This is a genomic window from Peribacillus sp. NPDC101480, assembly GCF_050277335.1.
Lineage (GTDB): Bacteria > Bacillota > Bacilli > Bacillales > DSM-1321 > Peribacillus.
Window position 1 is genome coordinate 284,812 of record NZ_JBNNSB010000007.1, and the last position, 23,733, is coordinate 308,544.

Below are 23,733 nucleotides of genomic sequence, written 5' to 3' on the forward strand. Positions count from 1 at the left end.
GTGCAGGAGGAGACAGCCATGGAGACTTACATACTATCATTGGACCAGGGAACGACAAGTTCCCGGGCCATTTTATTTAATAAAAGCGGGGAGGTTTTGCATATTGCCCAAAAGGAATTCACCCAATATTTCCCGAATCCTGGATGGGTGGAGCATAACGCCAATGAAATTTGGGGTTCCATCCTATCGGTAATCGCTTCCTGTCTATCGGAAATGAATGTAAAGCCTGAACAGATCGCTGGAATTGGCATAACGAATCAACGGGAGACGACCGTGGTATGGGATAAGGAAACAGGTCAGCCGATCCATCACGCCATCGTCTGGCAATCCCGGCAGACAAGCGAAATCTGCACGCAATTGAAGGATGGAGGTCTCGAAGACTTATTTTTGCAAAAAACCGGTTTGTTGATTGATGCTTATTTTTCCGGTACAAAGGTGAAATGGATTCTCGACCATGTAGATGGGGCACGGGAAAAGGCTGAAAACGGAGACTTATTGTTTGGTACGATCGATACGTGGCTGATATGGAAACTTTCGGGTGGTAAAGCACATGTAACCGATTATTCGAATGCTTCAAGGACGCTGATGTATAACATTCATGACCTGAAGTGGGACGAAGAGCTGCTGGAAATCCTGCAAGTGCCGCGATTGATGCTCCCGGATGTTCGCTCTTCATCGGAGATATACGGGAAAACAGCGCCACACCATTTCTTTGGGCACGAAATCCCGATTGCCGGGGCAGCGGGAGATCAACAGGCCGCTTTGTTCGGACAAGAATGCTTTGAAAAAGGAATGGCTAAGAATACGTATGGCACCGGATGCTTCATGCTGATGAATACAGGAGAAAAGGCAGTGAAATCAGAGCATGGCCTGTTGACCACGATTGCATGGGGGCTGAATGGTAAAGTCCAATATGCCTTGGAAGGCAGTATTTTTGTCGCAGGTTCGGCCATACAATGGTTAAGGGATGGGCTGAAACTCTTGCATGATCCTAAAGACAGTGAAAAGTATGCTTTGCGGGTCACTTCAGCCGATGGTGTCTATGTAGTTCCCGCATTTGTTGGATTAGGTACCCCTTATTGGGATAGTGATGTCAGGGGAGCTGTATTCGGACTGACAAGGGGGACATCGAAGGAGCATTTCGTCCGGGCAACATTGGAAGCGCTGGCCTACCAGACAAAAGATGTACTTAAGGCCATGGAAGTCGATTCAGGGATTAACCTAAAGGCATTGAGGGTCGATGGCGGCGTTGTCAAAAACAATTTCTTGATGGAATTTCAAAGCGGCCTCCTGAATGTACCAGTCGAAAGACCGGTCATTAGTGAAACGACAGCTTTAGGGGCAGCGTATTTAGCTGGGCTTGCTGTCGGATATTGGAAAGATCAGGAAGAGGTTTCAAAGCTATGGGCAGTCGATAAGAAATTCGAACCCGAGATGGAAGAACAGGAACGGAAGGATTTATATGATGGCTGGAAAAAGGCAGTTCAGGCGGCAAGGGTTTTTAAATAGAGTAAGTAAGGGTATTAATAGAGAGAGATGAATACAGAACGTACAAACTTAAAAAAGGGGTGGTAATATGTTAGTTAAGGATTTCATGATAAGGGAAGTCTACGTAGCCCGTCCTGATTTTACATTAAAGGAAATTCTGCGGATCTTAATCGAAAATAAAGTGGGCGGGGTCCCCGTTGTGGATGAACATGATAAGCTATTGGGAATGGTGACGGACGGGGATATCCTCCGTTACTTGACACCTGCAGAGGAAGCCATCATGGGGTATTTCACCTATATTACGGTTCTTCCCGGTGAAGAGTTGGATGAAAAGGTTACATCCAAAATGAATGATAAAGTCTCACAAATCATTAAAAATAAAAGGATTACAAAGCTATCTCCCGAAGATCCGTTAGATGAATTGATAAAGGTCCTTTCCAAGCATCATTTCAAGAAAATCCCCGTCGTGGACAAAAATGATAAAGTCGTCGGCATCATCAGCAGGGGAGATGCACTTAGGGCCCTTTATAAGGAATTCGTTCAAAAGCTGGAATAAACGGGCATCATAAAAAGGCCTGCTCGATTACGAGCAGGCCTTTTTTGTAATCATCATTGAGTGCTTTCTACTGCTTTATCTGCATCAGATTCACCTTTTGCTCTTTTTTCCTTCAATTTAAAGTAGGCGTCCATTACGTCCCGCCCGATCCGTTTGTTAATATCATCAGAGGGCTTGCCTTGATACACCCATGGCACGACGACAGAGAATGCCACTTCCGGATTATTGTGAGGTGCATAACCTACAAGCGTCAAATTGATAGTCGGGACTGGCGCGCTATATTGATTTCTCCGCGGTCCGTCGTAAAAGGCCTCGGCAGTACCCGTTTTTGCTGCCGCACGGTAGGACTTCCCGCCGAAATATTTATATGCCGTCCCGCCTGGTTCCTGGGCAACCTGTCTGAATCCTTCCTGGACACGTTGCATCCAAACGTCTTTCCCGCCTAAATCGTTTAATACTTTAGGACTCATTGTTTTAAAAACGCTGCCCAATTCCTGGTGCTCATTGGAAGGATTCCTGATTTCCCTGACCATATGGGGCTCAAGCCTTTTTCCGCCATTTGCAATCGTCGAAACATACTGTGCCAATTGCATAGGAGTATATGTATCATACTGTCCAATCGATAAATCCAGCAGCAATCCGTCTGTTGACATATCGACTCCTTTAAACCCTACGGATTCATTTGGCAGGTCGATGCCTGTGCGGACACCCAATCCAAATTGGGCATAATGATTCCGCATGATTGAATAAGCTTCCCGGTTGATTCCTAACGGCCGGTTAGGGATATAATGACCGCCGGCAATTTTGATTGCCGTCATGAACATATAGACATTCGACGATTTCTTTAACGCAGAGACATCGGTAACATAACCCAAATCACTATAAGATCCTTTGGGCTTAGCCCCTGCTAAAAGGAGTTTTCTGTCAAAAAAAGCTGACCCTGGTGCGATGGCTCCTGTCTGAAAGCCTGTGTAGACAGTGGCTCCTTTAACAGATGACCCCATCGTATAGGATGTCGTAATGTTTCCAAGGGCGAAATCGTTCATTTCGGTCAATCCGGTTTTACTGTTGCGGCCGTATTGCCTGCCGGCCATTGTAAGCACCTCGCCTGTATTCGGGTCCATTAAAACGACGAAGGCACGATCCAATAAGTAGGTATTTCCCTTAGCCTTGGTTTTGCGCAATTCGTTCTCGATGATTTTTTCAACCTGCTGCTGCAGCTCCATATCAATTGTAAGGACCAAGTCTTTTCCGCTTTGCCCTTCAGTGAGGGTATTCGTATTGATGACTTCCCCTTTGCTCAGCACATTTTCAATCCGCGTCTTTTGACCGCGCAGGACATCTTCATATTGTTTTTCAATATAACTTTTTCCGACCCGGTCATTCCTGGTATAGTCGCGTGCCAGATAATAGTCAATATTTTCATTGGGAATGCCTTCTTCGGAAGAAGAGACCTTGCCAAGAACCGAACGGAGGGTCTCATCATATTTATAGGTCCTTTCCCAATCCGTCGTTACATCCACGCCTGGCATTTCATCCAAATGTTCACTGACCCTGGCGAATTCCTTAGTGGAGACATCTTTATTCTTCACGATTGACGGTGCGAGGGCATAGCCGCTATTGAATTCCCTGAAGATGGCGATCACTTCCAATTCATCCTTGGTGAATTCCTTGATATCCTCATCGGTTACCCGTTCCATTTGAAGTTTGTATAAATCTTTTTGCTCCAGTTTCTTTTCGATGACTTTCTTCTTCTCGGCCTTGGTGATCAAGGCTTCGGCCTCTTTTGGATGCTTTAAAATCCAAAAATCCTTTTTATCCGGCAGGGTTACCTTTTTGGTATCTTTTTCTATCAAGGTGGCAAGGACCTCTGCCGTCTTCACCATATCGGCCGTTTTCGTATTCGGGTATTTCGTATAGGTGATGGCATTACGTGGCTCATTATCAACGACCGGATTCAAGTTGCGGTCATACATCTTGCCACGGGGAACGGGGGTATTGGCCACATCGTTTTCCGTTCGGTCGACTTCGCGGAGGTAATCATCCCCATACACGATTTGGACGATGCCAAGCCGGATTATTAAGCTTGAAAATAAAATGAATATTAAAAAGAACATAAAGTTCAGTCGGAAAGGAATTGGGGTTTTTTTCTTCTTTTCTTTGGCCATCATTAACATTCCTTTCTAGTAAAAGTAAAAAATAAGAAAATTCCTATCTCCAATGATATATAAAATTAACTTATTTTTCTATGCTTTATCCGTAAATTTATCTATATTTCCAAAAGAATGTTCTGGAGTTATATAATACCTAGTAATCTTATAATTGGGAAAATTGATATAAATATAAATGTCAATGGGGTTTTAATAGATAAAGAGAGGGAGAAGCGGCAAAGCGACAATAATGGGGAGAGATGCATATATGAGTCGCTCTTGTGGCAAAAGCGCTAGGAAGGACATTTTGTAAATGAATGAAAAAAAGGTCTTTAAACCTTAGAATCCATTCACAATGACTTAAGTACCATGATAAGCATTAATTTACTTCATATTTCCTAACGGGAGTTTGAGTCGTGACACTGATAACCTCTTTGAAATATCCGCATAGCTCAAGCCATTTTTCAGGGTAAATATAGTTGAAGCGTTCGATCGTTTCTAGGGAGTGAAGCACAAGGGAATCGATTTGACCCGCTTTTTTACTTTGTAAATTGAATAAAAGCTCATGCGGGATTGTGTAATAAGGGTGGATTTGATATGGATTGAGTATGACCGGGGAAATATTCTTCTCTTCCATATACTTGTCCGTCACGATCTTTTGGATTGCAAAGCTTTCATCAGTATGTAAATCCCCGATTTTGTAATTTGGATTCAATAGTACAATGCCTCTCATTTGCTTCACCCATTCTTTTTTGCTAACCATTCTTGCCAAATGGGGGAAGGGATATTCAAAGTAAGAGGCTTGATGCTAGAAAATGGCTTTCATTCCGTTAAGGGTTTTGAGATGCTTGACATTTTCGAGCACCTCGTTGGTCAGGTCCGACTTTTTAATGATCGGTAAGCTTTGTAAATCTTCTATGAAGCTTACATTCGTGAACCAATCAAAGGAATGGGGAGGAAAGAATAGTTGATCTTCCCATGCATCATGAAGAGTGGGGCTGTAGACTTTATCATCTTTTGACGTGGATGCATCAGAGGTATATATACTTGCCCAGTAATCCTCTCTGGAACCCGTGTGGGGAATCTCTTTAGTAAATTGGCCAACACCGCGAAAAACCACCGGATGCTGAAAAAGAAGCTCATATAATGATTTCCCCGTTTCAATACGCTGTTTCGGGTCGGCAAAGCGTTCAACGGTAAGGCCGGTCAAGGAATGAAGTCCTTTTTGCTTGTTTGCATAAGGAAAGATCACTTTCATGAAGCCTAAGTATTCCTGCAGCTGAAAATCAAGCCTGCGGAGGATTTCACCATGACGGGTGCGTTTTAATATCCTTTCATGAAGCATTCTTTGCTCATTAATGATAAGGGCCGTTGTCAAAAGGGGTGAATGGGGCTCTTCAATGAAAGATTCCCAAATCGGGGCCATGAATCTTGAAATGCGGAATACCGGTAAATACCTTCTTAGCGGAAGTTCTTTTTGTTTAGAATGTTCATATAAAAGAAGCTGGGGGAAGGCATCATCAAATATGGCTGAATTGGCGCGCTCAAGGAACAGGAAGAATTTCTGCCGTTCCGCTTGGTCAAAGAGGTGGGTCATGGCTGAGCTTTTCAAGTCAGTCATATGGTATCCTCCATTCCTCGAAACCATATGTGCTAAAAAGGCCCAATGGACCTCTGGATTACGATTGTAAAAGGCAAGATATGCTTGTGTTCTTGTGATATTGTTCCGGTTCAAGGCAGCAGTCTCGGTTCGAATGCTTTTTATAAGAGCTGTTTCCTCAGGGAAAAAAGCTTTTGACTCATCAAAAGGCTGAAAGAGCTCTTTTTGTAAAAGGGATTTTAGCGTGCCATATCTTTCATCATCGATGATGGGTTTTGTTTTGGCAGGGTTTTTACCCAACAGCTTTTGCAAATATTGGGAGAGCATACAATCACCACGGTTGTTTTTCGATCATTATATGCAGAGCCGTCAAGAAAGGGGCGTTGCATTTGCAGCGCCCCCAAGGTGATGTCATCTTTTCTTCTTCTTTTCCAGGTACAATAAAATATAATAGACTATCCAGAAAAGAAACACAGGAATGAAGGATAAAAATCTATATTGGACCGGTACGGCAAATAAGATGAAAATGGATGATAATAAAAAGGGAACCGCCAGGAGTATATATTTTCTCCATTGCATATGCTGAACCTCCTTAGGTTACGTCATTCTTATAAGAATAAAGGATTATCCATCAATAATCTAGAAAAGTCGCAATTGACAAAAATATGCAAACGTAGTAATCTTTAAATATAAGTTAAAAATTACCATTAATTAATGAAAAAGGAGGCGAACGTCATGACTAAATCAGTTAAGCACAGTGATGTCATAATCGAATATCATACGTCCGCCTGCCCTGTGACCTTGTCTTTCTAGACATAGGATCCGACGTGTTCATTGATCATTTTAAAGCGCAGGTTGTGGAATTTTCGCGGCCTGCGCTTTTTATATGTGTTATTACGCATTAAAAAAAGCTTCCGCTAATTGGCGGGGGCTTTTTGGCATTTGGAATACAGGTGCATTAGCATCCTTTCCATATAAAAGATAGGAGGAATTTTAAAATGAGACAAAAGACATTGGAAATTTTATTGCAGCCGGGAGATCCAGAAAGCGGTTAGCGAGTGAAAGAGTTGATCAAAAGGGAGGGGAATTCATGTTTGCGATTTTTAAAAAGCTGTCCTGGTTCTTTAAAGAACAGTGGCAGCGTTACACCTTGGCGATTTTATTTCTATGTATAGTGAATATCTTGGAGGTTATCCCGCCAAAACTTGTCGGGAATGCCATCGATGATATGAACAATGGCAGCATGACGCAGGAAGGGGTCATGAAATACGTTATTTATTTGCTGATGGTACTGATTGGCAGTTATTTATTTGGTTACTTATGGAGTTATCTGTTATTCGGCGGTGGAAACTTGGTCGAACGAAAACTAAGATCCGGATTTATGGGCCATTTGCTAAAAATGACGCCGAGCTTTTATGAAAAAAACCGTACAGGGGATTTAATGGCAAGGGCAACCAATGATTTAAAGGCAATATCCCTCACAGCTGGTTTCGGGATATTGACCCTCGTTGACGCTGTGCTGTTCACCATTACGGTAGTGGTCATGATGGGGGCCACGATCAGCTGGCAGTTGACGATTGCGGCGGTTCTGCCGCTTCCGATCATGGCAGTGATGATGCAAATTTACGTGAAGAAAATTTACAAACGTTTTACGGATGCACAAGCAGCCTTTGGTACTTTAAATGACAAGGTCCTGGAATCCATTTCAGGTGTCCGTGTTATCCGGGCCTATGTCCAGGAACGGGAAGATGAAAAGCGGTTTGATGAAATGACCGAGGATGTATATCGCAAAAATTTAGCCGTGGCAAGAATCGATGCCCTCTTCGATCCGACGATCAGCATTATCATTGGCATCAGTTATTTAATCGGGTTGGGCTATGGGGCCTACCTTGTATTTCAACAGGCCATAACGCTTGGCGGACTTGTTTCGTTCAATGTGTACCTAGGCATGTTAATCTGGCCGATGATCGCGGTGGGTGAACTGATCAATGTCATGCAAAGGGGAAATGCTTCGCTAGATCGTGTTCAGGATACCCTTTCACATGAAGCGGATGTGAAGAATTCATTGGGGCTGGAGAGTATTGCGAATCCGGGAAATATCCAATTCAATTCAGTGTATTTTACATACCCTTCCTCAACGGTTGTGAATCTATCCAATATTTCCGTTCAGCTTGAGCGCGGTCAAACATTGGGGATAGTGGGGAAAACAGGTAGTGGAAAAACGACATTCGTGAAGCAATTGCTGCGGGAATACCCATTAGGAAAAGGTGAAATCGCTTTTGCAGGCATGCCGCTGGAGCAACTGACCCTTGAAGATATTCGTAAATGGATCGGCTACGTTCCACAGGACCATTTTTTATTCTCGAAGTCTGTTAGGGAAAATATCTTATTCGGTAAAATGGATGCAACCGAAGATGAACTGGCTGAAGCTATCCGGCTTGCGGATTTTGAGAAGGACTTAATGATGCTGCCAAACCATCTTGAGACACTCGTCGGTGAGAAGGGTGTCGCACTATCCGGAGGGCAAAAGCAAAGGATCTCGATTGCCAGGGCACTGATCAAAAATCCGGAAATCCTTATATTGGATGATTCCTTATCCGCTGTAGATGCAAAAACGGAAACGACGATCATCGAAAATATCCAAAATGAACGAGCAGGGAAAACGACCATCATCACAACCCATCGCTTATCGGCCGTTCAGCACGCGGACAGGATAATCGTATTGGACAGCGGAGAGATCATCGAAGAGGGGACTCATGCGGATTTACTGCAGAATGATGGCTGGTATAAGGAGCAATATGAGCGACAGCAGGTTGACGAAGGGACGGAGGTGAAGGTATGAAGGTCGTAAAGAAACTTTTTAATTATGCTGCCCTTTATAAAAAATTGATCATTGGCGCCCTGATCATGCTGGCACTTTCGGTAGCTGCCGATTTAACGGGTCCTTTCGTTGCCAAGAAAATCATCGATTCACATATACTTGGCATTGAATCTCCCTGGTATGAAGCGGGTAAAGGAAAAGATGCTGTCAAGTATGATGGAAATTGGTATAAACGGGCTGATTACTTTGCAAAAGGTGAGAAGAAAGGCAGGGAAGTCCATGTTCTGCAGGTCGGCAATCAATTTGTCTTCGTAAATGAGGCTGTCCCTATCGATGGGCGCAGAACCTTGGAGGACCAATCATTGATCATTAGGAAAGACGGGAAAGAGCAGCGTACGCAAGCAGTGAAATTGACGAGTCAGGAAGTGATGGGATTTTACCAACCGGAAATCCCTCGGATCATTAAGCTTGTGGCTTTTTATTTTAGCCTTGTCATCCTTTCCTCCATTTTTCAATATGGGCAGAGTTTTTATTTACAGAAAGCGGCGAACCGAATCATACAGAAGATGCGAAATGATATTTTTAAGCATATTTCCCGTCTGCCGATACGTTATTTCGATAATATGCCAGCGGGTAAAGTTGTAGCCAGGGTCACTAATGATACGGAAGCGATCCGGGAATTATATGTAACCGTGCTCGCCAACTTCTTCTCGAGTACAATTAATATTTTCGGCGTTCTAATTGCTTTGTATATTCTGGATCCACGAGTCGGTACCATCGGCACTTTACTTATTCCGATCATCGTTATCTGGACGATGGTATACCGTAAATTCGCCTCGAAATATAATCACATCATTCGGGAACGGGTAAGCGATATTAATGGGATGATCAATGAATCCATTTCTGGAATGAGCATCATTCAGGCATTTGGACGTGAAAAGGAGACAAAGCAATCTTTTGAAAATCTAAACAGGGAGCATTATTCCTATCAAAATAAAATGCTCCATTTGAATTCGTTGACGGGTGGAAACTTGATTGGGGTCATTAAGGTTTTGGCGCTTATGGCATTCGTCTGGCATTTCGGCGGGATTTCCCTTTCTGCCAGTTCGGCCATTTCCTTAGGGATGATGTATGCAATTGTTGATTTGATCAGCCGCCTGCTTCATCCGCTTCATGGAATCGTCAATCAGTTCGCTAATCTTGAACAGGCGCTTGTTGCAGGGGAGCGGGCATTCAGTTTATTGGATGAGCAGGGATTGGCAGTCAGTGATGAAAACATATCCAGATACAAAGGAAACGTGCAATTCGAAAATGTTTCTTTTGGTTATAAGGATAATGAATATGTGTTAAAGGACATTTCCTTCTCCGCTAAACAAGGGGAAACGGTCGCTTTAGTTGGCCATACCGGGTCAGGAAAAAGTTCCATAATGAATTTATTGTTCCGCTTTTATGACAGCAGTGAAGGCCAAATTAAAATCGATGGCACGAATATATTGGATATACCTCATCAGACGCTTCGTGAGCATATGGGAATCGTCCTTCAGGATCCCTATTTATTTACTGGCACCATCGCCTCCAATATCAGTCTGAATCATAAAGACATTACAAGGGAAATGGTTGAAAAATCATTAAGAGATGTCGGGGGGGACAAAGTGCTGAAGCATCTTCCTTTAGGGCTGGACGAACCCGTGATCGAAAAAGGCGGAACGCTGTCTTCCGGGCAGCGGCAGCTAATCTCTTTTGCCCGTGCTCTTGCATTCAATCCGGCCATATTGATTTTGGATGAAGCGACAGCGAGCATCGATACCGAAACCGAGGCAATTATCCAGGAGGGGATGGAAGTGCTGAAAAAAGGGAGAACGACCTTCATCATTGCACATAGACTTTCCACGATAAAAAATGCCGACCAGATTCTTGTACTGGATAAAGGGCGTATTGCTGAGCAAGGTACACATGAGGAATTAATGGAACTAAAAGGGAAGTATTATCAAATGTATGAACTGCAGGCTGGTCCGCATAAAGGCATGGCTGGTTGAACACAATTGAATAAGGGTGGATCATCAAGATTAAACTATAATGAGGGTACCGACTTTTGGTACCTCAAGCATAATTATTGATAATAGTAATCATTACGTTTAAGATATACCTATACTGACGATGAGGTGATAATAGTGAAACAAGAAATTCATCCCGATTATCAACAAGTGGTATTCATGGATACCAACAGTGGGTATAAATTTTTGACAGGCTCCACGAAGACGTCCAATGAAACGATCGTTTGGGAGGACGGACAAACATATCCATTATTAAAAGTGGAAATCAGCTCGGATACGCACCCTTATTATACAGGAAAGCAGAAGTTTGCTGAAAAAGGCGGACGGGTGGATCGCTTCCTGGATAAATATAATATGAAGAATTGAGAGTCAGGCCATCGGGAAATCGATGGCCTTTTTTTATGACTGGGAAGAAAAAGAGTTAATAATGATGCAAGGAAAAAAGGTGCCCATAATTTATGAGGCACCCATCTTTTATTCATTTTGCAGCAATTGCTTCCCCTTTGGCAATATTGACGAGGGCCGCATCGAAGTCCTTGATTAAATCGTCCGGATTTTCAAGTCCGACAGAGAGGCGGAGCAAGCTGTTCGTGATGCCCCGCTTTTCCCTTTCATCATCAGGCATGGCAGCATGGGACATTTTGGCCGGGTAGGATAATATGGATTCGACCGCTCCCAGGCTTACGGCAAATACAGGGAGCTCGACAGTGTTCACGAAGGAACGGAAGATTTCCTCACTTTCCAATTCAAAAGATAGGACCGCCCCTGCTCCAAGTGACTGGCCTTTCTGGATGGCGTGCTGTGGATGATCGGCTAGGCCGGGATAATACACTTTTTTCACCAAGGGCTGATCTTTTAAGTAGGCTGCAATCTTTTCTGCCCCTTTTTGTGAATGTTCCATTCTAACTGACAAGGTTTTTAAACCTCTCATTACAAGCCAGGCATCTTGGACACCAAGGACCGCTCCAAATGAGTTTTGGAGCGAACCGAGTCTTGCCGCCAATTCCGGATCTTTCACGACCGCAAGCCCAGCTACCACATCACTATGTCCGGATAAAAACTTCGTCGCGCTATGAAGGACAACATCAGCGCCAAGATTCAGCGGTTTTTGCAATGCGGGCGTCAAGAATGTATTATCAACAAAACTTAAGGCACCGGCTTTTTTTGCGATATCACATACAGCTTGAATATCGGTCACTTTAAGTAACGGATTTGAAGGCGTTTCAATGTATATGGCCCTGGTATTTGGCTGAACGGCCGCTTTGACGCTTTCAAGGTCCGTCATGTCAACGAAGGTATGCTCAATATTGAAACGGGTCAATACGCTTGTGACCATCCTGAACGTTCCGCCATACACATCTTCGGAAATGACGATATGGTCTCCGGCCGACAATAGCAGGAAGGCTGTTGAAATGGCAGCCATACCTGATGAAAAGGCAAAGCCGTGAGTGCCTTCCTCTAAATCGGCAATGATATCTTCAAGTGCCTCGCGAGTTGGGTTTCCGCTTCTGCTGTAGTCATATTTGCCGAATTGATCGATATCCGATTGATGGAACGTCGATGCATGCTGAATGGGGACGCTCACACCGCCAGTTGCCGGATCGAATTTATGTTGATTATGAAGTAATTTCGTTTCAAAGCTAAAATCATGACCTGTCATCGTAGTGCCTCCCTTTTTACATGTGCGAATGCTTGCTGCAGGTCGCCAATCAAATCATCGCTATCCTCGATGCCAACGGAGAAGCGAAGCAGGCGATTACAAACCCCATTTGCCGTTCTGACTTCAAGCGGTATATCGGCATGTGTTTGTGTGGCAGGATAGGTGATGAAGCTTTCAACCCCTCCAAGGCTTTCTGCAAAGGAAATTAATGAGAGCGATTGTAAAAATGGGTTGACCGCCGCTTCATCAATGATGCGGAAAGAAATCATGCCGCCTCTGCCGGGATACAATACATCAGTGACACAATCATGCTCCGATAAGTAATCTACAAGTATCTTGGCATTCTTTTCATGACGCTCCATCCGCAATGCCAGGGTTTTCATTCCGCGCATCAACAGCCAAGAATCAAATGGGCTCAAGACAGCTCCAGTACCATTATGATGGAAGGCAAGTGCATCACATAATTCAGCGCCGCTAGCAACGATCAGTCCCGCGAGCACATCATTATGACCACCGAGATACTTGGTTGCACTATGAATCACAATATCCGCTCCAAGCACGATGGGTTGTTGAATAAGAGGCGTGTAAAAAGTGTTATCAACGATTAACAATAAATTATATCGTTTAGCCAATGCTGCAACGGCGCTAATGTCCGTTTGCTGCATAAGGGGGTTAGTGGGAGTTTCGATGAAGATGGCTTTCGTGTGAGGAGTGATTGCTTTTTCGATATCCTCCAAACAACAAGTGTTTACATAGTCACACTGCAATCCCCATTTTTTAAAACCTTGTTCTAACAGACGATATGTACCGCCATAAAGATCTTCGCTGACAATCCATGCATCCCCGGATTTAAAAAGGGCGAGAATAGTGGAGATGGCGGCCATTCCTGAACTGCAGGCATAACCTTGGTCTCCTTTTTCCAGATCGGCGATGGATCGCTCCAATAGCTGGCGTGTAGGGTTACCAGTCCTTGTGTAGTCGAATCCCGTCGATTGGCCAATTCCTTCGTGACGAAAAGCTGTTGAAAAGTATACCGGCGGATTGACTGTTCCTGTCGCCGTTTCGCTGCGATTTCCTAATTGAGCAAGATATGTTTCAGATTTGTACATGGTTTTCACTGCTCCTTTGAGTTATATAAAATAAAAAAAAGTCTTCTTTAAGAAGAAGACTTTGATTAAGTAGGGACGAGTCATTCTTCTTATCTTCCAAGTTCACAAACTTGTGGAATTAGCACCTTTTCATTGGTTTGAAACAAATGAAGGTTGCTGAGGTGTCATCGGGCCATTCCCTCTACCTCTCTCGATAAGAGTTTAGATTATTCAATTTCTTTTGAATTTACTATATATACAAAATACTGTCAAGGACATTTTGGGAGTGATAATGCTTTGATGTTCATGATCAGGTCAATTGGAGCCTAGTGGTGTCTACACTTTATGTGTCTAAAAAGAATAATTGAATTTTCATATAAACATGAAGGGAACTTGGATTTTTCAGAAAAAATGGAAAGGGTCAGCGGGATATTTTTGCTTTAAAATAATAAAGTTTGTACAATGTATGGAGAGAAAGAATAATCCGACATTATTCATTTCATATGCAAAAGGTCTTCAATGAATAGTGCAAACATAGGAGGAGAACACATGGAATACAGAATCGAACGAGATACGATGGGTGAAGTGAAAGTTCCTGCTGATAAATATTGGGGAGCACAAACTGAGAGAAGCCGTAACAATTTCAAAATAGGTAACGAAAAAATGCCGATTGAATTAGTTCGTGCATTTGCATACGTTAAACAAGCTGCGGCAAAGGTGAACTATGATCTTGGTGATCTTTCCGAAGTTAAAAAGAATGCCATCGTCAAGATTTGCGGGGAAATCCTTGAAGGTACGCTTGATGAACATTTCCCGCTTGTAGTTTGGCAAACGGGAAGCGGCACGCAAAGTAATATGAACGTGAACGAAGTGGTCGCTAACAAAGGGAATGAATGGTTAAAAGAAAATGGTGAATCTGAAACCCTTCACCCGAATGATGATGTTAACAAGGCGCAAAGCTCAAATGATACTTTCCCGACCGCCATGCATATTGCAGCCTTTATGGAAGTCGCTGAAAAATTGGTGCCTGCCATCAAAGCCCTTCGTGATACATTCGATACAAAAGAAAAAGAATTTTGGGATGTCGTGAAAATTGGCCGGACACATCTTCAAGATGCTACACCATTAACATTAGGACAAGAAATTTCCGGTTGGAAAGCGATGCTCGATAAGGATCTAGCGATGATTGAAGAAAGCAGCCAAAAATTATTGAACCTTGCTCTAGGCGGAACGGCTGTAGGAACCGGAATCAATACAAAAAAAGAATTCCCGGGACTCTCTGCCAAACAAATTGCAGCAGATACAGGATACCCTTTTGTCACATCTGATAATAAGTTCCATGCATTGACTAGCCATAACGAAATAGTCTACGCACACGGTGCTTTGAAAGCATTGGCGGCGGATTTAATGAAAATTGCGAACGATGTCAGATGGCTTGCAAGTGGACCAAGAAGCGGAATCGGCGAAATAGCCATTCCGGAAAACGAACCGGGCAGCTCCATCATGCCAGGTAAAGTCAATCCAACACAAAGTGAAGCGCTTACCATGATTGCAACACAAATCGTTGGTAACGATGCTACAATTGGCTTTGCAGCAAGTCAAGGTAACTTTGAATTGAATGTATTCAAACCAGTCATCATCTATAACTTCCTGCAGACGGTCAAATTATTGACGGAAGGCATTCATTCATTCAACGACAATTGTGCGGTGGGCATCACTGCAAATGAAGATAAAATCAAAGAAAATGTAGAACGTTCCCTTATGTTGGTAACAGCATTGAACCCGCATATCGGTTATGAAAAAGCAGCCAAGATTGCCAAAACGGCATTCAAGGACAACTCTACGTTAAAAGAAGCGGCGTTGAAATTGGAGTTCCTGACGGAAGATGAATTCAAAGCATGGGTCGATCCTGCTAACATGGTTAATAAATAATTAGTAGTGCCCTCCCTCTGGTATTAGGGAGGGTGTTTCCATGTGTTAAAATAATGGAATCTACAAATACTGAAATCATAAGTATCGGGAACAGGAGGAAAAACAATGTCTATATGCCCGCTTTGCAACGGTCTGAGAAAAATTCATGTGAAATGCCCGGAATGCGGCAGTGATCTTGAGGATAAAGGGAAATTCATGGACTACGCGGATGATTACAGTGCTTATATGGATATCGACATACTTAAAGAAAACGACGGATACCCTCAATCCCTTCAAAAAGGCCAATGCCCGCATCTCATGAAATGCCCGGAATGCGGACATGATGAAGTGGTATTGGTCCAGGAATGAATTTGAATAAACGTAAAAAGACCCATTATGGATGGGTCTTTTTACGTTTAATTGGCAGATAACTTCATGCTTTCCTGCATCTGTTCATCTTCTTCAACTAAAATGCGATGTTCAGTCCCTTTATCAAAAAAGTGTGCTTTATTCATGTCGAGGGCAAGATCGATCTTTTCCCCTGCCTGAATAATATTCTTGGCATCGACCCGTGCAACGAAGTCCTGCCCCTCTAATGTGGAGTAGAGCATAATCTCCGCGCCCATGAGTTCGGCTACATCAATTTGGGTCGTGAATGTAGTGTTAGGGGACTTCGTGAAGTAAGCTCCTTCATTATGGAAATCCTCCGGACGGATTCCAAGGATAACATCTTTTCCGGCATATCCTTGATCACGCAGCATTTTCATTTTCAATTCAGGTATTTCAAGCGTTTGTTCGCCTATTTTAATTGTGCCTTCTTTTAATGTTCCGGTAAAGAAGTTCATGGCAGGCGATCCGATAAAGCCGCCGACGAAAACATTTATTGGTTTCTCATAAACGTCCTTTGGAGCACCAACCTGTTGGATGATACCATCTTTCATTACAACAAGGCGTGTCGCCATGGTCATTGCCTCTGTTTGGTCATGCGTGACATATATCGTTGTAGTGTCGAGCCGTTTATGCAATTTAGCGATTTCGGCACGCATTTGAACCCGCAGCTTTGCGTCGAGATTGGATAATGGCTCATCCATCAAGAAAACTTTTGCGTCCCTTACAATTGCACGGCCGAGAGCCACACGCTGGCGCTGACCACCTGAAAGCGCTTTAGGTTTCCTGTTTAGCAGCTCTTCAAGTCCGAGTATCCTTGCCGCTTCATTGACCCTTTGCTTGATTTCCGCTTTTGGCGTTTTCCTGAGCTTTAATCCGAATGCCATATTGTCAAATACGGTCATATGAGGATATAAGGCATAGTTCTGGAAAACCATCGCAATATCACGATCTTTAGGAGGGACATCATTGACTCGCTTGCCGTCTATGTATAAATCCCCTTGGGAAATGTCCTCCAGTCCGGCAATCATCCTTAATGTCGTTGATTTGCCGCAACCGGAAGGTCCCACAAAAACGATGAATTCCTTATCGGCAACACGAAGGTTGAAGTCTTTAACAGCCGTCACCTTTTTATCATAAATCTTGAATATATGATCTAACACTAACTCTGCCATGAAAAATCCCCCTTTTAAACTCCTGATTACTTGTACCAATTAGCTATAGTCTAAGCTATCGGTTTAGAAAAAAGTATGGGCACATTGCACAAAAAAGGATGATATTACCTCTTTGTATGGAAATTAATCATTCAGAAGAAAAATCAAGTACGCAGTAAGGGCATGACGGAAGTTTCTAATATCGAGACCAGTTCTTTCAGAGAATTTATCGATTCGGTATTGTAAGCTGTTCCGATGTATATAAAGCTGTTTGGCGGCATAGGTGGCATTGGAATTACATTCAATATACGTTTTAACTGTTTTGATAAGCTCAGTATCCTGCTTGGTCTTGCCAAGAATTTGATTGATATACCACTTTGCATTCTTAAAGGATGGTTCATTTATTAATGAATGAGGGATGATATCTGCCAAATCAGTCACCTTTAGATCCGGCAAATGCACCTGTGCCAAATCAAAACACCTTTTCTCCTGGGCCCAGTGATGGTGAAGGTCTTGGTTTACAGGATGAAAGCGCCCCGTGAACATACGGGTCTTTACATAAAAATCACTCTCAAGCGTGGAAGAAATGGCGATTAGTTCTTTATTTGATAATGGTTCATCCTTGTCTGTTTCAATTAAGACACCTGCCGTTTCATTTTCCCAGATAATAGCTGCGTCAGATGGAACGAAAGCGAGGAAGGCCTCTTCAAAATCGGAGTTGGAAAAATCAGCATGAGTCAGCTTGAAATGAAGGAATCGAACATTCTCCCAGCTCGTTAAAGGCAATGGTGCATTCGGATCGGATAAAAAATTTTTCCATGATGAGTCTGGATGTGCATTGAGGTTCTTTGGGTTTATGGAAGGAGCAAAAAGCAGTTCCAATAAACGGATTTCCTCGGCTGTGATTTCTGAACGGGGAATGCCAAGTATACTTCTGGATTCTTCGAACCAAACATAATCAGAAATATCATCAGTATCCTTTTTATTGGTAAGAGCGTTCGGGAATTTTTGTTTAAGATTTTCAAGCATCGGTTCCACCTTCTTTCTCTCTTTCCATTTCATTATAGCGAAAAAGAATAAAGTTCAAAAGATTAGGATATTGCCAGTTTTTCCGAAAGGGAAAATCAAAGAAAAGTTGTAAGTATTATTAATGTTAGGAAAGGGTATTGCGTATGCTTTATGGAATATCGTTAAAGAGGAGGAGATCTTATGAACATTTTACTATTGGGCGGTACACGGTTTTTAGGCCGGTATTTAGCAAAAGCTGCGATAGGGAAAGGGCATGATGTCACACTTTTTAATCGTGGAAGCGATCCTTATGTCTTTCCCGAAATAGAACAGTTAAAAGGGGACCGCGACGGGGACCTGGAAATGTTGAAAGGGAGACAGTGGGATGCAGTCATTGACACATCAGGATTTATCCCTCGAACTGTATCGAAATCCTGCAGATTGCTTAATCAAGTTAAACACTATACATATATTTCAAGCATCTCAGTTTACAGTGATCCGACCGAGCCAGGAATTGATGAAAATGGAGAAGTTCATACACTAAATGAAGATAAAGCAGAGGAGATCACCCACGGAACTGCTGGACCGATATACGGTGAATATTATGGACCGTTAAAATCATTAAGCGAAAAAGCAGCTGAAAAAGAACTGCCGGGGAAAGTCCTGTCAATTCGTGCCGGGCAAATAGTGGGTCCATATGATTACACTGACCGATTGCCGTACTGGCTTAAAAGGATAGCGGATGGGGGAGAAATTTTAGCTCCTGGACGCCCTGGACGTCCAATCCAAGTTATCGATGCAAGGGACTTGGCCCAATGGATCATACAAATGATAGAAAAAAGCATGACAGGTACGTATAATGCCGTTGGCCCAGATTACACACTGACTATGGAGCAATTACTTGAAGGCTGCAAAAAGGTAACAAGAAGTAATGCTGATTTTACATGGGTATCTGAAAAATTTTTAAAGGACAATAAAGTAGAGCCGTGGGGAGAAATGCCTTTATGGATACCAGAAGAATTCCCTTTACCTGGAGGAAAGGAACCTTTGAATGGGTTTTTGGCTGTCGATAACGATAAAGCCATCAATAATGGACTAACATTCCGTCCCCTATCAGAAACTCTCGAAGATATATGGAATTGGGAAAAGAGCCGTCCGGAATCTGCCGATAGAAAAGCAGGCATTCACAGACAACATGAAAGTGATCTCCTAGGATTATGGAAACAGACAGTAGGTTGAAATATTCTTTTATTATTATTTTTAAATAAACAATGTGAAGGAAATTAAAAAAACGATGGGGTTTTTACCCCATCGTTTTTTAGTCCATGGATTGGCTTGCATGGTTTGTAAGGATTTCAAGGTTTTCCATGGCGGCTGCCACTTTGTCCTTAATGAAAGGCCTGCTCCCAATAAGGGGAAGCAGGCCACGATTATTTGATCAATTCATCCAGTCTGGTTTTCCAAATCCGGCAAATTTGTCATCGATGACTTTTTCGAACTGGTCGGATTCCACAACTGATTTAATATCCTTTGCAAATTGGGAGTCTACATCTTTTGTATTCACTGTAACAACGTTTCGATACATATCCGGCATTTTTTCTAAAACAATGGCATCCTGTAGGTCCATTTTCGCTGCAAGAGCGAAGTTGCCAGGGACCGCTGATAGGTCAACACTGTCTGTTGCCCGGGGCAATTGAGCGGATTCCAATGGTTTGAGTTGAATGTTTTTTGGATTTTTCGTTACATCCTTTTCAGATATTTTTAAAGGGTCGACATCTGGATCTACTTCAATCAGCCCTTCATCCACCAGCACTTTAAGTGCACGTGCGAGGTTAACCGGATCATTGGGCACTGCAAGGGATGTACCGTCTTTAATTTCTTTCAATGATTTATACTTGTTCGAATATATGCCCATTGGTGCTGTTGGAACTATGATAAGGTCGGAAAGCTTTAAATCATTTTCTTTAGCGAAGTTATCCATGTACACCTTATGCTGGAAGAGGTTGGCGTCGATCGAATGGTTGCCAAGGGACTTATTCGGCTGGATATAGTCGGTGAATTCGACGATCTCTATTTTGTAACCGAGATCTTCCAGACCTGGTTTTATGGCCTCTTTAACCATATCGGCATAGGGCCCGGTAGTCGCCCCGATCTTCAATTCCTTTTTGTCTTCAGTTTTTGGGGATGCATCATCGCTCCCGCATGCTGCCAAGCCAAGGGCAAGTGCACAGACTGATAATAACGAAGCTATTTTCTTCATTTGAAATTCCTCCTGAGTAATGAAATGTATTGAATCATTGAAAAATGACGGATCACTATCGTTTGTTAACTATGTATGAGGCCTTGTCACCAACCATTTGAATGATTTGAACAAGGCAGATCAGCAAGACGATCGTCGTGATCATGACTGTGTTGTCATAACGGTAATAACCGTACCGGATGGCCAGGTCGCCAATTCCGCCTCCGCCGATTGTCCCTGCCATTGCTGAGTAACCGATAAGCGAAATGGTCGTTAATGTCAGTCCTTGAATTATACCCGGTTTTGCCTCTGGTAGAAGTACATCCTTAATGATCATCCATGGAGTGGCTCCTACGGCAATTGCAGCTTCAATCACTCCTCTGTCTATTTCACGTAATGCCGTTTCAACGATTCTTGCAAAAAAAGGTATTGCGGACACCGACAGGGAAACAGAAGCCGCTCTCGGCCCTATCGTCGATCCAGTTAGAAGATCCGTTAAAGGAAGGAGGGCGACCAAGAGAATGATGAAAGGGATTGAACGGACAATATTGACTGCGAATCCTAGAGAGCGATTCACGATACTATTTTCAAAAAATAAATTCCTTGTTGTGGTAAACAGCAATACTCCAAGCGGTAAACCGATCAGCAGGGCTACTGCAAGGGAAACGCCGACCATATAAATCGTTTCAAGAAAGGCTTTATTAAGATCAGGTAAAATATTGACGATGGAATCAAGCAGTGACATGTTTTAACACCTCCACAGAACTGGAACGATTTTTTATATATTGCAATGCCGAATGAATTTGAGCGGCATCGCCTATTAACTCGATGATTAAAATGCCTAAAGGGACATCCTGGATATACTCAATTTTACCGTGTAAAATATTACCCTTTACTGAATGGGATTGGAGAGTATCCGAAAGGATCGACTCACCAGCGGTTTGCCCTTCGAATTGAATTTGAATGATCGTACCTTTACTTTCTTCAATCAAGTGCGGAGGGAGTGCGAAATCCAGAACACTGCTAATGAATTGCTTCGTTAACTCCTGCTTGGGCTGTGAAAATATTTCATAAACGGGACCTTCTTCAATTACACGGCCGTCCTGCATGACGGCGACACGGTGGCATAGTTCTTTGACCACTTCCATTTCATGTGTAATCAACACGATGGTGATGCCAAGCTTACTGCTTATCTTTTTCAATAATTGTAAAATCGCTTTTGTAGTTGTTGGATCAAGTGCTGAAGTCGCTTCATCACATAATAGTACAGTGGGGTCATTTGCTAAGGCACGGGCTATGCCTACCCGTTGCTTCTGTCCACCGCTAAGCTGCGCCGGATAGACATCTTTCTTATCGCTGAGCCCTACGATTTCCAACAATTCCAATACACGTAACCTGATTGCATCCTTCGATCGATGCGCGGCCTTTAAGGCGAAAGCGACATTTTCATAAACGGTTTTTGAACTGACCAGTGAAAAGTGTTGGAATATCATTCCGATTTTTTGACGTTGTTTACGAAGCTCTTTACTTGATAAAGAGGTTAAATCAATGCCGTCGATGATGATATTTCCACTTGTCGGACGTTCAAGCAAATTCAAGCAGCGGAGTAATGAGCTTTTTCCAGCTCCACTGTAGCCGACAATTCCATACACTTCGCCAGTTTGAATGGTTAAGGATACGTTATCCACTCCGATAACTCGGTTTTTCTTCGAGACGTATTCCTTTCGGACTGAACGGATTTCAATCATGAGCTTTCCCCCTTAAACATTAAAAAACTGCCCCTATCATTCAGAAAGAGGCAGCGAAATTATATCTCGTCTTATCTTTCAGAATGCAATCATTCTGCAGGAAGTGGCACCGTTCCCTAAGGGCGGTTGCCGGACATCACAGGGCCTGATCCCTCCGTCACTCTTGATAAGTAAATTATTATTTTAGAATATTTCAAGTTTTTTAATATAATCTATATTATTTGTAAAATCCGACAATGTCAATCGTTTCTGAAGTTTTTGGGGTGATTTTTATTATTAAAGTTTTGTAAGGTCCGTTAAAAAAGGGCTATTATACAAGAATCCAGCATTTACATCCAGGTTAATTATACCAACATTTCCTTGTCAAAAAGGTAAAGTGGTACTACATTTATTATAGTAAAGTTAAAAAAAGGAAGATAAAACTATTTTTGTACAATGATGGGGAGGCGATTGAATGATAGAAATTAAAACGATAAATGATGTGGTTTGTGTGCACGGGACTCCTGGCGGGAACAAGTCGGGGATGAGTGTTAATGTTTTTTTAACGGATGGACTATTGATAGATACTGGCGCACAGATTTTACTGGAAGAGCTTATTCCGTTCTATGAGTCCGCAGACTTCGACTCAGTGGCCCTGACTCACTATCATGAAGACCATACGGGGGGCGCTGCATGGATACAGGAACATAAAAAGGTGCCGCTTTTCATTCACCCGATGTCGGTTGAGGTTTGTGCAAAGGATGCTGTATATCCTGAATATCGCAAAATTTTCTGGGGGAAGAGAGACGCCTTTAAAGCTGAGCCGCTAGGGGAGGTCATTCATTCACGCACCCAAGCGTGGGAGCCGATTTTTACCCCCGGCCATGCGAAGGACCATATGGTGTATTTGAATAACAGTAATGGAGTGCTCTTTTCAGGAGACCTTTTCGTAACACCAAAGACAAAGCTTGTCTTACGGGAAGAGTCTATCCCGGTCATCATTGATTCCATAAAAAGATTACTTCAATATGACTTCGGGGAAGTGTTTTGCTGCCATGCTGGGCATGTCCCTGATGGAAAGGAAATGTTCAGGAAAAAGTTGGATTATTTGGAAAACCTCCAAGGTGAAATTTTACGCCTGCATTCTCAAGGGCTGACCGTTCATGAAATCCAGCAGGTCGTTTTACCGAATCGCTATCCCCTTATCGAGATATCTGGGCATGAATGGGATTCAGAGCATATCATTACATCGATATTAAACGAAAATATTTTGAGTGCCAGGGAGAATCGAACAATTTGAATGTTAACGGTCTGACTGATATAAAGGAGAGCTCTCCATAAGAGAGCCCACATCATTCATTTATTGATATTGGGATCTGTTTCATCATAAAAATCATGTGCTTCTTCGATGTTCTGAAGGTTAGCGACTTCATACACATTTCCGCCCGCCATTCCTTCATTGATGATACGGTCGATATCAAGGTAAACGGAGTCCTTGCCATCATATTCGGTATCCTTCAAAAATGTCATTTTTTCTTTATCCAAAATAAATCCCTCCTAGCCTTTTCTTTAGTTTAGGCAAAGGAGTTTTTTTTATTCTGTTTAGGGATTTCATGAATGTAAAGGCGGTTCATTCATATACATGGAAGATCATTAAATCATGTATCATGCTTTTAAGTTTGGCTTCATCTGTTTCGGAAGGCGGATTGGCTGTCCACTCGATGGATCCATCTTTATGATACAAGGCTTGGACTGCCTGCTTGTTGAAATAAAAGGAAATTTTCCATCCTGGCAGATTCTTATGCAGTGGTGTCCATTGAAAATGAGTAATCATATGTATTACCTCCATATATACAGTTTCTCATTTAATTATAATGGAAAACGGCAGCT

General features: G+C 42.7%; 22 protein-coding genes and 2 riboswitches. Of the genes, 9 read left to right on the forward strand and 13 right to left on the reverse strand.

Annotated elements, in window-relative coordinates; all coding sequences use genetic code 11:
• The first annotated feature begins 18 nt into the window (after positions 1–18).
• Together glpK and ACQKMF_RS22220 are read left to right on the forward strand one after the other, a co-directional pair.
• Complete coding sequence (glpK, locus tag ACQKMF_RS22215) at positions 19–1,509, forward strand: glycerol kinase GlpK (RefSeq protein WP_427574996.1); 1,491 nt, start codon at positions 19–21, stop codon at positions 1,507–1,509.
• A gap of 67 nt (positions 1,510–1,576) precedes the next feature.
• A complete protein-coding gene (locus tag ACQKMF_RS22220) occupies positions 1,577–2,044 on the forward strand; it encodes a CBS domain-containing protein (protein WP_101224222.1) in 468 nt (155 codons plus the stop codon).
• Positions 2,045–2,097: 53 nt separating this feature from the next.
• Here ACQKMF_RS22220 and ACQKMF_RS22225 read toward each other — a convergent pair whose 3' ends face one another.
• From ACQKMF_RS22225 to ACQKMF_RS22240, 4 genes are all read right to left on the reverse strand, one after another.
• Entirely contained in the window at positions 2,098–4,212 is a 2,115-nt protein-coding gene (locus tag ACQKMF_RS22225; protein ID WP_402941159.1) for a peptidoglycan D,D-transpeptidase FtsI family protein, read from the reverse strand.
• 361 nt (positions 4,213–4,573) lie between these two features.
• The gene (locus ACQKMF_RS22230; RefSeq protein WP_101224220.1) at positions 4,574–4,927 is read right to left on the reverse strand and encodes a hypothetical protein; all 354 of its coding nucleotides are present in this window, start codon (positions 4,925–4,927) and stop codon (positions 4,574–4,576) included.
• Positions 4,928–5,002: 75 nt separating this feature from the next.
• A complete protein-coding gene (locus ACQKMF_RS22235) occupies positions 5,003–6,121 on the reverse strand; it encodes a DUF2515 family protein (protein ID WP_427574999.1) in 1,119 nt (372 codons plus the stop codon).
• 84 nt (positions 6,122–6,205) lie between these two features.
• Positions 6,206–6,373, reverse strand: a complete 168-nt coding sequence (locus tag ACQKMF_RS22240; RefSeq protein WP_157831094.1) for a hypothetical protein — start codon at positions 6,371–6,373, stop codon at positions 6,206–6,208.
• A 511-nt stretch (positions 6,374–6,884) separates the two neighbouring features.
• Here ACQKMF_RS22240 and ACQKMF_RS22245 point away from each other — a divergent pair.
• The 3 genes from ACQKMF_RS22245 (at position 6,885) to ACQKMF_RS22255 (ending at position 11,035) form a co-directional block, all read left to right on the forward strand.
• Complete coding sequence (locus ACQKMF_RS22245; RefSeq protein WP_427575001.1) at positions 6,885–8,636, forward strand: ABC transporter ATP-binding protein; 1,752 nt, start codon at positions 6,885–6,887, stop codon at positions 8,634–8,636.
• Positions 8,633–10,651, forward strand: a complete 2,019-nt coding sequence (locus ACQKMF_RS22250; RefSeq protein WP_427575003.1) for an ABC transporter ATP-binding protein — start codon at positions 8,633–8,635, stop codon at positions 10,649–10,651. Before ACQKMF_RS22245 ends, ACQKMF_RS22250 begins: the two co-directional genes overlap by 4 nt.
• Positions 10,652–10,786: 135 nt before the next feature.
• Positions 10,787–11,035: a type B 50S ribosomal protein L31 gene (locus ACQKMF_RS22255; RefSeq protein WP_101224216.1), complete on the forward strand. Its 249-nt coding sequence runs from the start codon at positions 10,787–10,789 to the stop codon at positions 11,033–11,035.
• Between the two features lie 112 nt (positions 11,036–11,147).
• On the opposite strand, the gene metC is transcribed toward ACQKMF_RS22255, so the two are convergent.
• Together metC and ACQKMF_RS22265 are read right to left on the reverse strand one after the other, a co-directional pair.
• Positions 11,148–12,329, reverse strand: a complete 1,182-nt coding sequence (gene metC / locus ACQKMF_RS22260) for a cystathionine beta-lyase (RefSeq protein WP_427575005.1) — start codon at positions 12,327–12,329, stop codon at positions 11,148–11,150.
• On the reverse strand, positions 12,326–13,438 hold the full coding sequence (locus tag ACQKMF_RS22265) for a methionine biosynthesis PLP-dependent protein (protein WP_230177317.1): 1,113 nt from the start codon (positions 13,436–13,438) through the stop codon (positions 12,326–12,328). Before ACQKMF_RS22265 ends, metC begins: the two co-directional genes overlap by 4 nt.
• Before the next feature lie 86 nt (positions 13,439–13,524).
• Positions 13,525–13,638: riboswitch (SAM riboswitch) on the reverse strand.
• A gap of 328 nt (positions 13,639–13,966) precedes the next feature.
• Here ACQKMF_RS22265 and fumC point away from each other — a divergent pair.
• A complete protein-coding gene (gene fumC / locus ACQKMF_RS22270) occupies positions 13,967–15,349 on the forward strand; it encodes a class II fumarate hydratase (RefSeq protein WP_101224213.1) in 1,383 nt (460 codons plus the stop codon).
• 105 nt (positions 15,350–15,454) lie between these two features.
• Positions 15,455–15,697, forward strand: coding sequence for a hypothetical protein (locus ACQKMF_RS22275; protein WP_076367341.1), 243 nt, complete (start codon positions 15,455–15,457; stop codon positions 15,695–15,697).
• 47 nt (positions 15,698–15,744) lie between these two features.
• On the opposite strand, the gene ACQKMF_RS22280 is transcribed toward ACQKMF_RS22275, so the two are convergent.
• Both ACQKMF_RS22280 and ACQKMF_RS22285 read right to left on the reverse strand, forming a co-directional pair.
• On the reverse strand, positions 15,745–16,890 hold the full coding sequence (locus ACQKMF_RS22280) for an ABC transporter ATP-binding protein (RefSeq protein ID WP_101224212.1): 1,146 nt from the start codon (positions 16,888–16,890) through the stop codon (positions 15,745–15,747).
• A 123-nt stretch (positions 16,891–17,013) separates the two neighbouring features.
• On the reverse strand, positions 17,014–17,898 hold the full coding sequence (locus ACQKMF_RS22285; protein WP_427575008.1) for a PucR family transcriptional regulator: 885 nt from the start codon (positions 17,896–17,898) through the stop codon (positions 17,014–17,016).
• A 180-nt stretch (positions 17,899–18,078) separates the two neighbouring features.
• On the opposite strand from ACQKMF_RS22285, the gene ACQKMF_RS22290 reads away from it, so the two are divergent.
• Complete coding sequence (locus ACQKMF_RS22290; RefSeq protein ID WP_230177319.1) at positions 18,079–19,116, forward strand: NAD-dependent epimerase/dehydratase family protein; 1,038 nt, start codon at positions 18,079–18,081, stop codon at positions 19,114–19,116.
• A 199-nt stretch (positions 19,117–19,315) separates the two neighbouring features.
• Here ACQKMF_RS22290 and ACQKMF_RS22295 read toward each other — a convergent pair whose 3' ends face one another.
• From ACQKMF_RS22295 to ACQKMF_RS22305, 3 genes are read right to left on the reverse strand one after another with little or no spacing between them, the layout of a single operon-like run.
• Positions 19,316–20,137: a MetQ/NlpA family ABC transporter substrate-binding protein gene (locus ACQKMF_RS22295; RefSeq protein WP_427575010.1), complete on the reverse strand. Its 822-nt coding sequence runs from the start codon at positions 20,135–20,137 to the stop codon at positions 19,316–19,318.
• Positions 20,138–20,192: 55 nt separating this feature from the next.
• Positions 20,193–20,861 carry a methionine ABC transporter permease gene (locus ACQKMF_RS22300; RefSeq protein ID WP_402941186.1) on the reverse strand — a complete coding sequence of 223 codons (669 nt, stop codon included), beginning with the start codon at positions 20,859–20,861 and terminating at the stop codon, positions 20,193–20,195.
• Positions 20,848–21,864: a methionine ABC transporter ATP-binding protein gene (locus ACQKMF_RS22305; protein ID WP_402941189.1), complete on the reverse strand. Its 1,017-nt coding sequence runs from the start codon at positions 21,862–21,864 to the stop codon at positions 20,848–20,850. Before ACQKMF_RS22305 ends, ACQKMF_RS22300 begins: the two co-directional genes overlap by 14 nt.
• Before the next feature lie 68 nt (positions 21,865–21,932).
• Positions 21,933–22,037: riboswitch (SAM riboswitch) on the reverse strand.
• Positions 22,038–22,318: 281 nt separating this feature from the next.
• Here ACQKMF_RS22305 and ACQKMF_RS22310 point away from each other — a divergent pair.
• Positions 22,319–23,143 (forward strand): MBL fold metallo-hydrolase, encoded by an 825-nt coding sequence (locus ACQKMF_RS22310; protein ID WP_230177322.1) that lies wholly within the window; start codon positions 22,319–22,321, stop codon positions 23,141–23,143.
• Between the two features lie 56 nt (positions 23,144–23,199).
• On the opposite strand, the gene ACQKMF_RS22315 is transcribed toward ACQKMF_RS22310, so the two are convergent.
• Positions 23,200–23,388, reverse strand: coding sequence for a hypothetical protein (locus tag ACQKMF_RS22315; RefSeq protein ID WP_053534060.1), 189 nt, complete (start codon positions 23,386–23,388; stop codon positions 23,200–23,202).
• Positions 23,389–23,473: 85 nt separating this feature from the next.
• A complete protein-coding gene (locus ACQKMF_RS22320; RefSeq protein ID WP_101224207.1) occupies positions 23,474–23,677 on the reverse strand; it encodes a YheE family protein in 204 nt (67 codons plus the stop codon).
• Between the last annotated feature and the right edge of the window lie 56 nt (positions 23,678–23,733).